Source organism: Ignavibacteriales bacterium, from assembly GCA_026390815.1.
GTDB lineage: Bacteria > Bacteroidota > Ignavibacteria > Ignavibacteriales > SURF-24 > JAPLFH01.
Genome location: JAPLFH010000048.1, coordinates 1 through 11815, shown reverse-complemented (window position 1 = coordinate 11815; position 11815 = coordinate 1). Strand labels below are relative to the sequence as shown.

The 11815-nt window shown below is 34.4% G+C and carries 9 protein-coding genes; all 9 read left to right on the top strand.

Features of this window, described 5'->3' with window-relative positions; translation table 11 throughout:
• Window positions 1–5 precede the first annotated feature (5 nt).
• The 9 genes from tagF (at window position 6) to tssH (ending at window position 11501) form a co-directional block, all read left to right on the top strand.
• Complete coding sequence (gene tagF, locus NTX22_15160; GenBank protein MCX6151862.1) at window positions 6–977, top strand: type VI secretion system-associated protein TagF; 972 nt, start codon at window positions 6–8, stop codon at window positions 975–977.
• A 17-nt stretch (window positions 978–994) separates the two neighbouring features.
• Window positions 995–2671 (top strand): TssA family type VI secretion system protein, encoded by a 1677-nt coding sequence (locus tag NTX22_15155; GenBank protein MCX6151861.1) that lies wholly within the window; start codon window positions 995–997, stop codon window positions 2669–2671.
• A gap of 11 nt (window positions 2672–2682) precedes the next feature.
• Window positions 2683–3195, top strand: a complete 513-nt coding sequence (gene tssB / locus NTX22_15150) for a type VI secretion system contractile sheath small subunit (protein ID MCX6151860.1) — start codon at window positions 2683–2685, stop codon at window positions 3193–3195.
• A 51-nt stretch (window positions 3196–3246) separates the two neighbouring features.
• Window positions 3247–4707 (top strand): type VI secretion system contractile sheath large subunit, encoded by a 1461-nt coding sequence (gene tssC / locus NTX22_15145; GenBank protein MCX6151859.1) that lies wholly within the window; start codon window positions 3247–3249, stop codon window positions 4705–4707.
• Window positions 4708–4775: 68 nt separating this feature from the next.
• A complete protein-coding gene (gene tssD, locus NTX22_15140; protein ID MCX6151858.1) occupies window positions 4776–5252 on the top strand; it encodes a type VI secretion system tube protein TssD in 477 nt (158 codons plus the stop codon).
• 214 nt (window positions 5253–5466) lie between these two features.
• Complete coding sequence (gene tssE / locus NTX22_15135) at window positions 5467–5919, top strand: type VI secretion system baseplate subunit TssE (protein MCX6151857.1); 453 nt, start codon at window positions 5467–5469, stop codon at window positions 5917–5919.
• Window positions 5916–7769, top strand: a complete 1854-nt coding sequence (gene tssF, locus NTX22_15130; protein ID MCX6151856.1) for a type VI secretion system baseplate subunit TssF — start codon at window positions 5916–5918, stop codon at window positions 7767–7769. Before tssE ends, tssF begins: the two co-directional genes overlap by 4 nt.
• Window positions 7733–8752 carry a type VI secretion system baseplate subunit TssG gene (gene tssG, locus NTX22_15125; GenBank protein ID MCX6151855.1) on the top strand — a complete coding sequence of 340 codons (1020 nt, stop codon included), beginning with the start codon at window positions 7733–7735 and terminating at the stop codon, window positions 8750–8752. The genes tssF and tssG overlap by 37 nt, the downstream gene beginning before the upstream one ends.
• Before the next feature lie 130 nt (window positions 8753–8882).
• Window positions 8883–11501 carry a type VI secretion system ATPase TssH gene (tssH, locus tag NTX22_15120; GenBank protein MCX6151854.1) on the top strand — a complete coding sequence of 873 codons (2619 nt, stop codon included), beginning with the start codon at window positions 8883–8885 and terminating at the stop codon, window positions 11499–11501.
• Window positions 11502–11815 lie beyond the last annotated feature (314 nt).

Genomic DNA, 11815 nt, shown 5'->3' with positions numbered 1-11815 from the left:
TTCTATTGAATCCGCAAAATAATTTTGGGCTAACTGCCGGATACTTTGGCAAGCTGCCAAAATATTTAGATTTTATTAAATACAATGCGGGTGGTGAAGAAATCCTATCCATAGATAAATGGATACAAGACGGGATAACATTAGCAAGAGGAAAACTAAAATCAGAATGGAAAGCATATTACAAACAATCTCCTGGGTTAAATTTCTTTTATCCTGATACAAATACGAAAAACGCTCTTGCCGGAGTAATTTTTCCAAGCAATGATAAAAGTGAAAGAGAATTTCCATTCATTTTATTTTTGAATTTAAATACGAATTTTTTAAATGGCATCCCGGCACATTTAATTCCACTTTTCTTTTATGAATCATTTAATTCATTCAGGCTCTTGTATAAAGAATCCTCATTAATAAAAACTTTAGATTTACTGAATAATGAAGTACAGAAAATCTCATCTCAAATTTCAATGAATAACCCAAACTTGAAATACCAGGAATACCTTACTTCCACAACTCAGAAAATATTCTGGGAAAGAACTTTGAATGATTTTAATCATCCGGTAAAATTTGCTATAGTAAATAATTTGATTAAAAATCTTTCCTGGATGAAATTCAATTCACACTTGATATTCCCATTCGGAATTAAAATTTCTTTTCGAACTTCAGAAGAATACTCCAATTACGATTTGGGATTTTTTATTCAATTGATTCTAATTATAGTAAACAAACCTTTATATATACCTTCATTTTTTTGGACTCAACAAGACAACAATATTGATTTATATGTATTTCTTAACAAACCTACCTCATTGCAATATGTTGATCTTATTCTGAAAGATGAAAGTGGGGCAAGAGTTTTAAAAGTAGAAAAGTTTGAGGATAAAATTCAGTTACTAAATTCAATACCATCAGCTTATAAAAAATTATTAGAAAATGATAAGCTTTCCTTGATGAAGTTTTTTCAAACAATACAACAATAAAAAACGGAGCTGAGATTTTGGCGGATATTGATATAATAGAAATTTCTGAAGCTGTTGAAAAATATTTAGAACCCATACCTGGTGATTCACCTGCGGGAATAGATGCGATTAGTTCTGAAGAATATTTTAAGCTAAATATGGAAATTCCTAAAACAGAACCAGATTATAAAAAAATTATAGAATTATGTGATGCTATCCTGTTGGATAAAAGTAAAGACTTGAAAATTGCAATTTGGTTATGTTTTTCTTTTTTCAGAACAGAAAAAATGCAGGGACTTAAAGAAGGATTAAACTTAGTATATCATCTTCTTGCAAAGTTTGAAAATAACCTGTTCCCTGGAAATATTGTTCATCGAAGCAAAGCTCTTCAATTTCTAAATACACCAAGAGTTTATAAATTAGTTGAACGAGAAGATATAAATAAATCTAATGCTGCCTATGTTATAGACGCTGATAAAACATTATCCCAAATAATTATTTTAAGCGAAAAACTTTTTGTTGAAAATGTTCCTGTCTTAAAATTATTTAAGGAAGCACTTGAAACCCAGGCGGAAAAAGCTAACAAACTATTATTCCCTCCACAAAAGGAAGAAGCCAAAATTAGTACTCCCACAGTTGAAAGACCAGTTTCTACTCCTTCAACTCAAATTGTTGAAGCAACAAAACCTCAACAACCCTCTGCCCAAACTTCTTCATCTATTCAAGAGATAAATCTCAGTTCCGAAAAAGATGCGGTTACTCAATTAAGAAAAACTATTACTTTCTTTTTTGAGTACAACGAAGAAGGCGTTACTAAACAGCGCATCCCGGAAAATTATTTTGTGTTCGGATTATCGCGGCAAATTCAATGGACTAATCTCGTGCGCCCAGCGGATACTGATGGTGCTACTCTTATTGAAGCGCCAAATAAAATAATACGAGGTTTAGTTAAGGATTGGTTTACAAATAACAATTTTGATATGCTGATTGCCCGTGTTGAGAGTGAGTTTATAAAAGAAAATAGTGAATTCAGATATTGGTTTGATGCGCAAAGATATTTAATAAATGCACTCGATAAAAAAGGTGGGAATTATGTCTTTGCTTCAAACGATATTAAACATCACCTCGCTTCGCTGCTTAAAAGAATACCGGATTTACCTCAATTAAAATTTAAGGATAAACAAACTCCATTTGCTGATCCTGAAACAATTAAATGGATTAATGATGAAGTTAAAAGTGTTGTAAGTTCTGATGGAACAGGTGGAGCAATGATTCTACCACCTATCCTTGGCGAAGATTATAGCACAATAAATAATGAGTATGAAGCTGCATGCAAAGATCTTCCGAATAATTTTGAAATGAATGTATTAACGATGCAGAATAAGATAAATTCTGACGATAGAATGAAAGGAAAATTTTTACGAAAGCTTAATCTTGCAAATTATTTCTATCATCAAAAAGAGTATTATCTCGCAAAAGTAAATCTTTTAGAACTGAAGGAGGTTATCCAAAATTATAATCTTGATGGTTGGGAACAAGCTTTAAGTACAGCAGTGTGGCAATCACTCTATTTAACCAACCTGGAAATTATTTCCAAAAGCAAGGATAAGGAATTAATAAGTAAACTTGAAAAGGAACAAGAAGAATTGTTCTACAAAATTGCAAAATATAACGGAATCTTAGCAATCAAATTACATAAACAAAAACCAAAATAAAGAGGTACACAATGGCAAGACCAATCACACCTAAAATAGCACAACGAGTTAAAGTTAGTATCTTACCAAGCAGCGACGCAAAAGAAAGCGTTGAACTTGATTATCGCCTGCTTATTCCCGGAAATTTCAGTAAGAGTGAACCTGGAAGCCTGGGCGCTGTTAAAGATCGTAGACTTAGGGTTATAGGTAACAAAGGGGATTACAAAAGAGCATTGAAGGATATTAATCCTCATCTGAAATTAACTGTTAAGAACAAACTTTCTGATGATCCTGATGCGCAGATGGAAGTAAAACTTAACTTTCAGGACATTAAAGATTTTCATCCTGATGAAATTGTTAAAAAAGTTGAACCCTTGCAAAAACTTTTGGATGCAAGAGAAAGGTTAAAGGAATTAAAACTTTCCGTTCTAAAAGATGCCAACCTAAAGAAGGCTTTGGAAAGTGTTCTTAAAGATGGCAGTGGAAGTATTGAAGACCTCATGTCAAAACTGGGAGTTGGACAAACTTCAACAGAAAAGAAATAATAATTATCAATGATAAAAAGTTTTAAAATTACAAATCGGAGGATTTAAAAAATGGCAGAAGAAAAAATAACCGGTACAGAACAGCAGCAGGAGCAAAGTTCAGTTGATAAACTTATTTCGATGCTGGACGAGACAAAAAAAACTGCTGTTGCAGAGTTTATAAATAAAATTGGAAAAGAATCCCAGGTGTTTAAAATAACAGGTGCTTTGGTAGATTCTTACATTGCCGATATTGATACTGTTTTAAGCGCTCAAATGGATGAGATTTTACATCAGCAGGATTTTCAGGAACTTGAATCTACCTGGAGAGGCTTGTTGTTTCTTGTTCAGAATACTGAGTTTAGCAAACCAGTAAAATTTGAACTTCTTGATGTAACAAAAGAGGAATTGTACGATGATTTGAACGATGCTGCTTTAGGTGAGGGTTATGAAAAAGACAGCGGATTCTGGCATCATATATATTGGGGTGCATATGATAAAGTAGGTGGACATTCTTACACTTCAATTATTTCTGATTTTCAGTTTAACAATACACCAACAGATATGTCTTTGCTTCAACATCTTTCTGTTCTTTCTGAATCAGCACAGCTTCCATTCGTTGGAAATGCAAGTCATCAATTCTTTGGTGAAAAAAGTATGGGTGATGTGATGAACAATCGCTTCCTTTCGGAACAGGTTAATGAAGGGGTGGACTATACATCCTGGAGAGCTTTCCGCGATGATGATCGTTCTAAATATATCGGGCTGGCACTTCCAAGGTTTTTAGGAAGATTACCTTACAATGCTGAAGCTGAACCAACAAAAAACTTTAACTACAGCGAAGGCATTTATTCTGCCGGGCAGGATAAAAGTTTGTGGTGTAGTGCTTCATTTGCACTTGCGTCTAACATGGTTAAGAGCTTTGAAAAATGGGGATGGGGCGTAAAAATAGTTGGCGTAGATTCAGGTGGTAAAGTTGAAAACTTACCAGTTCCAACATATGAAGAAAATGGACAGAAGAAGCTAAAAGTACCTATCGAAGCTTCTGTCGGTCAGGCGAAGGATCAGGAACTTTGCGATTTAGGATTTATTCCTCTTGCACATTGGGATAGAACTGATTATGCATGTTTCTTTGAAACTCCTTCCGCAAACAGACCTAAACAAATAAAAAACGATCCGATTGCTTCTGCTAATTATGCTGTTGGATCACGTTTACAATACACAATGCTTGTAACCAGGATAGCGCACTATTTAAAATACAGGCAATTAGTATTCGTTGGTAGAAATGCCGGTGCTGGTGAAATTAAGAAAGACCTGTCCAGTTGGTTGGATACATTAGTAGTTGATATGCCTAATCCTGCTGAAAAAATTATTGCAGAAAAACCACTCCGTTCATATCAGCTTGATGTTAAAGAGCTTCCGGAAAAACCAGGATTCTTTCAGATAAGCGCTGAATTTAGACCACACGTTGCAATAACAGGAATGGACGTAAATCTTAAACTTATTGCCTACCATTCAGGCGAAGAGGGCTGAGACGATCGGAATTGATCGATCTTATTTTTTAATAAATTAATTCTTAACAAACATAATAGGAGGTTCTTATGGCAGTTAAAGGCGAAGTTATTTTCTCTGATGATGGCGGAAGTGAAATGCCAGGTCCAAGAGCAAATAAAAGTTGTATGGTTTTTGGATTTTCTCAACAATGCAGTTTAAGTTACCAGAAAGGTTCATCTACACCTTCGGGCAGTAGAACTTATGAGCAGTTTGAAATTGTAAAATCAATCGATAAGTTAACGCCGCTTTTATGGAAAGCACTGGTTGAAGGTGCAATATTATCTAAAGTGGTTGTTACTTTATATGAAATTGCTGAAGCAACAGGATCAGAAACACCTTACTTTAAATATACTTTAGAGAAAGCGAGGATTGCTTCCGTTAAGAACTGGATGCCTTCTTCGTTTGAGGCAGAGACTGAAACAGTTGGACATCTGGAACAAATTAATTTGGTTTCCGAAACATATACCTGGGAACATCTGACAGCAAGTACAATACATACCGATGAAGGCTTCTTTATGAAGTAACGTTTCTCGTTTTTTTAGCCCCGGCGTTTTGCCGGGGTAATTATTTTATTGTTCTAATCTCCTTCTTATTTTTGATCTTAATCTTATTCTTTTTTATCTACTAAAATGAATAAGATTAAAACCATGAAATTTTAGTACAAAAGTACTACATAGAGTGATTTAATAAATTATTCGTAAATCATTTACTTCTCTTAAGAAAACATATCAATATAGAATGAGTAATCTAAGTCTGTATAATATTCTTGTCGGTCAATTCACTTATGAAAATAAGAATCTTGATGAAGCCGGTCTTTCTCAATTCGATCATCTAACTGAAGATCAAAAATTAAGCTTAAGTGTAATTGAGAATTTGCGGATGATATTAACTACCAGAAGAGGTTCCGTGTTACACTTGCCGGATTTTGGTATTTCAGATATCCTACAACTTTACCTGGAGTCCGGTAACCCAACCGAATTATTAAAAAAAGAAATTCAGGAAGTCATCCTAAAATATGAACCGCGAGTTGGAGAAGTAAGAATAGAAAAATCAGATTTTGACCAAAAAACATTAAGAGCATCGTTGAAAATAATTATAAAAATTAAAGACAGTCCAAATAAAGAAATACTATTAACCGAATTTTCTACCACTGGCTGGACAAAGGTAGTTCAAGAGAAGGATGCGAAATGAGTTTAGATAAATATTTTGAAAGAGAATATAATTCGCTTCAGGTTGAAGGTAATGAATTCAGCAAGAAACATCCAACTCTTGGTTCAAGTTTGCGGTTAAGTGAAAGAGAAAAAAAAGATCCGTTTGTTGAAAGATTATTTGAAGGATTTGCTTTCCTTGCTGGTAGAATCCATGAAAGATTGGATGATGAATTCCCAGAGATTGCCGGGGGAATATTGGAAATCTTGTTTCCGCATTTGCTAAAAGCTTTTCCTTCTTGTGCAATTCTTCAGGCAAAAATAAAAACTGGTGCGCTTACTGAACCAGTCTTTATCAAAAGAGGGAGTGAAATACAAACACCTGCAGGAAAGTATAAAGTTAAATACAAAGTACAATCCGGACCAAGTGAAAATAGCCGTATAACGGAAAAGGAAGAAGCTGCGGATTTTATTTTTCGCACAACACAGGATTTAGTAGTCCGTCCTATAAAATTGGAAGAAGTTAAAGTTGTTGATTCGGCTTATGGAACTTCATCATTAATTCTTCGCCTTCAGCTCGAAAGAAATGTTGACTATAATTTGCTTAACCTGGAACGCTTTCAAATATTTTTACATGGGTCCGCATCCGTTAAATACAACTTACATCTTTATCTGAATCGATTTGTAAAATCAATCTCAGTCAGGGAATATATAGATGAAGCATCGCCATTTGTAAATATTGAAAATTTTAAAATAGAAGTACCTGAACTTACAAAGGAACTGGAAAATGGAAATGAATATGCACTACTTCCCTATTCCCAACAAACCTTTGTAGGATTTAGATTGCTTCACGAATATTTTTCTTTCCCTGAAAAATTTTTCTTCTTAGAAATTTTGGGATTAAATCAATTTAAGAGTTTGGGGGAATCTTCTACATTCGAGATAAAAATTGATTTCGATAAAAAGATGGCTCGGGAAAAATTGCCAGATGCTTCAAACATATTAATAAATTGTGCTCCTATAATTAATCTATTCTCCCGTCCGACAGAAGAAGTTTCTGTTACTCAGCGCCTTCCTGAATATTATATCATTCCTGATCTATATAGAAGAAAAAGCAGAGAAATATATTCGGTGGATAAAGTAAATGGAATTAGCCAGGATAGAACGGAGCAATATGTTTATATCCCAACAACTTCACATGATATTTTGGATTCAAACAGTCCTGATTATAATTACAAAAGATTTTTTTCCATTTTTAGAAGACCGCTTCAAAGTGATATGTCTGAAACTTATATCCGATTATTTGGACCAAGTATGGGACTGGAAACTTTTCCTAAAGAAACTTTAAGTATTGAAGCAACACTTTCTAATGGATTTTTACCATCGGCATATTTGGAAGTAGGCGCAATAAAAGAGCCATTAGATTTTCCGCCTGGAATTGAAGCCTCAAATATTACAATGCCGTCTGAAGTTCTTGAATGTCCTGACAAACAAAATTATTTATGGTCATTAATTTCTCATCTGTCATTCAGCTTTAACACAATGGCTAATACAGAAACTTTTAAGAGTGTTTTAAATCTTTACAACTGGAATAAAAAACATAATCATTCAAATAAGAAACGGATAGATGGGATAAAAAATGTAACTCAGCCAAAACTCATTAGTAAAATCATGAATCAGGGATTGATAAGAGGCATTGAATTTCAGGCTGAAGTAGATCCAAAAGAATTTGAATATGGTGAAGGAGAAATTAATTTGATGGGAATGGTGCTGAATGCTTTCCTATCTCAATATGTAACTCTTAACTCCTTTGTATTTTTAAAAATTACTGAAAAGGGAACAGGAAAAGTTTATACATGGCAACCGCTGTTGGGGGAAATATTACCAGTTTAATAAAAGAGCTTATTCAGGAAGGACCTTCCTTTCATGTTTGGCAAGCTGTTTGGCTAAGTGAGCAAATCACAAAAAAAGATTATCCAAATAGAAAAGATTTTCTTCTCGACCAAACCGGAATAAGGTTTCGCTCATACGAGAATTATGAATATCCACCAAGAGATATTAAATCTATATCCTACAAAGAGGGTGAGATACAATTCATTCTTAACTTCCTTGGATTGTACGGCATAAATTCGCCGTTACCAAGGTGCTATCATGAACAAGTCTCGATGCAACTGCGAACATTAGGTGAAGGCAATGTTCCGCTTCAAAGTTTTTTTGATTTGTTTAACAATCGTTTTTATTGGCTTTACTATCAATCCTGGAAAAAGTATCGGTTCTATCTTCATCTTGATGGAAAACCGAACAACAAAATAACTGAAAGATTATTTGCATTTATAGGAAGAGAAGAACATTCCGGTTCCAAAACTTCCATATTACCAGATTTTACGCTTCTAAAATTTTCAGGAATATTAAGTCAAAGGGTAAGGAATAAATCAGGATTAAAAATTCTGCTTGCAAAATTGTTTCCCGAATTCCGTATGAAAATAAAAGAATTTGTTCCTCATTGGGTGGAGTTATCTGAAATACCAACACTTGGTAATAATGATTATAAGTTAGGTTCAAATTCCTATATTGGTAAAACAGTTGTTGATTATATGAGCAGGATAAGTATTCAGATTGGGGAGATTTCATTTCAAGACTATCTGCAATTTTTACCGGGGACAGAAAATGCAAATAAATTATACGAACTTCTAAAACTCTATTTGAATGATGGATTAGAATTTAACATTGAATTTATTGTAAAGTCAGATTCAATTTCTTCAGTAGATTGGAATGATGACCGTTTAAGATTAGGCTCTACAATGTGGCTGGGAAAACCAGACAAAGAAAACGTAAATGTTAATTTAAGATTTGAAGAATTAGCTACTGCCGCTTAGTCATAAAACCATAGATTGTTTTCACTTCATAAAAAATAATTCTGAATTGCTCTGAAATAAGTACTGAGCTTTGGAATTATTTTCTTCATAACATCTGAAATTTTTTTAACAAGTATTTCTAGGAGAATAAATGCAAGGTAAAGATTTAAAATCGCTGCTGCTTAAGCTAAATAATTATATAGTTCGCATTCTGGATACAGCAACCGGACTGGGAATAAAACGGGGACATTATGAAATTACTTTAGATCATCTGCTCAATGCTTCGCTTGAAGATGGACAAGGAGATATACCACTGATCCTAAAACATTTTGGAATTGAGGAAGGCGATGTTCATTCGATTGTTACAAAAAATCTGGATGAAATGGAAAGTGGGAATTCTGGCAAACCCAAATTATCCCCTTTGTTAACAGAATTATTAGAGCAGGCATGGATAACCAGCTCAGTACATCATCATGAAACAAAAATAAGATCGGGAGCATTGTTCGAAGTTTTCATAGCTTCTGAACAAGTTATAAGCAGCAAACTAATGAACATTCTTTCGGCAATTAAAGAAGATGTGCTCCGAACCGAATTTTACAATATTGTAAAAGGATCAATTGAAGATCCGGCAGTGTCATCTGAAATGATTTCAAAAGAAGAAGCTCAAGAAATTCCTAAAGATGGAACTGTGCTTGATATATATACAACAAATTTAACGCAGCAAGCTAAAGACGGAAAAATAGATCCAATACTTGGGCGCGATGAAGAAATCATTCAGGTTATAGAAGTATTGTGCCGAAGGAAAAAATCCAATCCTATTTTATTAGGTGAACCGGGAGTTGGAAAAACCGCCCTTGTTGAAGGACTTGCAATAAAAATTGCCGCTGATGATGTTCCGGACATTATAAAAAATAACCAAATATATTCTCTTGATATGGGAGCTCTACAGGCTGGTACTAAGATGCGCGGTGAGTTTGAGAAGAGGTTAAAGGCGGTAATAAATGAAATTATTAATTCTCCCAAGCCAGCCATTCTTTTTATAGATGAAGCACATACCTTAATTGGTGCTGGTGCATCCGCAGGAGGTGGTGACGCAGCAAATCTTCTTAAACCTGCACTTGCCAGAGGATCATTCAGAGCAATTGCGGCAACTACTTATCTTGAGTACAATAAATACTTTGCAAAAGATGCAGCTTTGGAAAGAAGGTTTCAGCCAATACATGTTGGTGAACCAGATAATGATAAAGCTATATTAATGTTACGTGGTATTAAAAATAAATATGAAACTTATCATGGAATTCATATTACTGACGAAGCGCTTGAAGGTGCTGTAAAACTTTCCCGAAGATATATAGCTGGAAGGCAATTGCCGGATAAAGCAGTTGATCTTTTGGATACAGCCGCAACAAGGGTAAAGATGTCTTTAACAAGCAAACCACCCAAACTGGAATTAACAATCAGCCAGCTAAAATCTGTTGAGATGGCAATTAACTCACAACAGAAAGATTCGGATATGGAATTAATCATTGACCAGGAAATTCTGAAATCATTAAAAGAAAGAAAAATAAAATTAGAAGAAGAAATTAAAAAAGATGAAGAAAGATGGGTAACGGAAAGTTCACTTACCAAAAAGTTAATGGATCTTAGAATTAAAAAAGCTGCCGGAAATGTTGCAGGAAAAGATGATCCTGTAGTTGTTGAAGAGTTAAAGAAAGTAAAAGATGAATTAATTGCTTTGCAGGTAAATAATCCACAGGTTTTTGCCGAAGTAACCGCAAACACGGTGGCAGAAGTTATTGAGGCGTGGACAGGCATTAAGGTTGGTAATATGACAAGAGATGAGATGACAACGTTATTAAGTCTTGAGGATGATTTAAAGAAAAGAGTTGTTGGACAGGACCACGCCATTAAACAGATTGCAGATGCAATACGTGCAGCAAAAGTTGGAATTAAAAAAGAAGAAGGTCCGATTGGTGTATTTTTATTAATCGGAACGAGTGGTGTGGGTAAAACCGAACTTGCCAGAGCTGTAGCCGAAGTTTTATTTGGCGATGAAAGATTTATGGTAACACTTAATATGACGGAATATCAAAACGAATATAATACTTCAAGACTTATAGGTGCAGATCCTGGTTTAGTAGGTTATGGTGAAGGTGGGGCTTTAAGTGAGCCAGTAAGAAGAAGACCTTATTGCGTAGTTTTGTTAGATGAAATTGAAAAGGCAAACTCTTCTGTTACTGATTTGTTCATGCAAATTTTTGATCGTGGAATGCTGCAGGATGCTGACAGGAGAAATATTGATTTCTCAAACACAACAATTTTTATGACTTCAAACCTGGCATCAGAAGTCTTGTTTGAAAAATATAATGGCGGCATGACATCCCCCGAAGAACTGCTTGAAGAATTAAGACCATACATGAATCAATACTTCCGACCAGAATTCCTTGGAAGAGTTAAGCCGATAGTATTTCTTCCGCTTAGCAGCGACGTAATGAAACCAATCGTTGAAATGAAACTTGGGAAAATACAAAAGAGATTGTTGACTAATCAGAATCTTGAAGTGGAATTTAACAAAGCAGTAATTGATGAAATAGTTACATCGTGTACACGTGCAGAAACAGGTGCCCGGAATATAGATGCAATTGTGGATAGAAGATTAGCACCCGAAATTTCATCCCAGCTTTTAGGCTTTATGGCGGAAGGGAAAAATCCATCAAAGTTAGTTGTGTCTAAGGCAAAGGATGGTTCATTCAAATATAAATTTTCATAAAAACTAACTTGCACAAAAGCTGGTTTAGAAATCCATTTACTCAATTTTCAACAATACAAATCAAAAAAAATTTTTATAAATGATTCAGCCACATAAACCAGCAGTATCCTAACTGAATTCTCATTCTTGCTCTTACTCTTGCTCAAGAAATTAAAATGCATCAAAATTTTGATTAATTAACTCACCTTACGCAAAGAGAAAGAAAGGTATTAAATTTCTGGTGACAAAAATCAGAGGTATGCGATGAAAAAAGAACTCTTAGAACTGTACACAGATTATTTAATGAGTTCATTTTCTTATACGACAGCCACGGG

What these genes read in the sequence shown, in the direction of transcription:
- tssB (MCX6151860.1), top strand. Translation starts at nt 2,683, where the DNA reads ATGGCAAGACCAATCACACCTAAAATAGCACAACGAGTTAAAGTTAGT.
- tssC (MCX6151859.1), top strand. Translation starts at nt 3,247, where the DNA reads ATGGCAGAAGAAAAAATAACCGGTACAGAACAGCAGCAGGAGCAAAGT.
- tssD (MCX6151858.1), top strand. Translation starts at nt 4,776, where the DNA reads ATGGCAGTTAAAGGCGAAGTTATTTTCTCTGATGATGGCGGAAGTGAA.
- tssE (MCX6151857.1), top strand. Translation starts at nt 5,467, where the DNA reads ATGAGTAATCTAAGTCTGTATAATATTCTTGTCGGTCAATTCACTTAT.
- tssF (MCX6151856.1), top strand. Translation starts at nt 5,916, where the DNA reads ATGAGTTTAGATAAATATTTTGAAAGAGAATATAATTCGCTTCAGGTT.
- tssG (MCX6151855.1), top strand. Translation starts at nt 7,733, where the DNA reads ATGGCAACCGCTGTTGGGGGAAATATTACCAGTTTAATAAAAGAGCTT.
- tssH (MCX6151854.1), top strand. Translation starts at nt 8,883, where the DNA reads ATGCAAGGTAAAGATTTAAAATCGCTGCTGCTTAAGCTAAATAATTAT.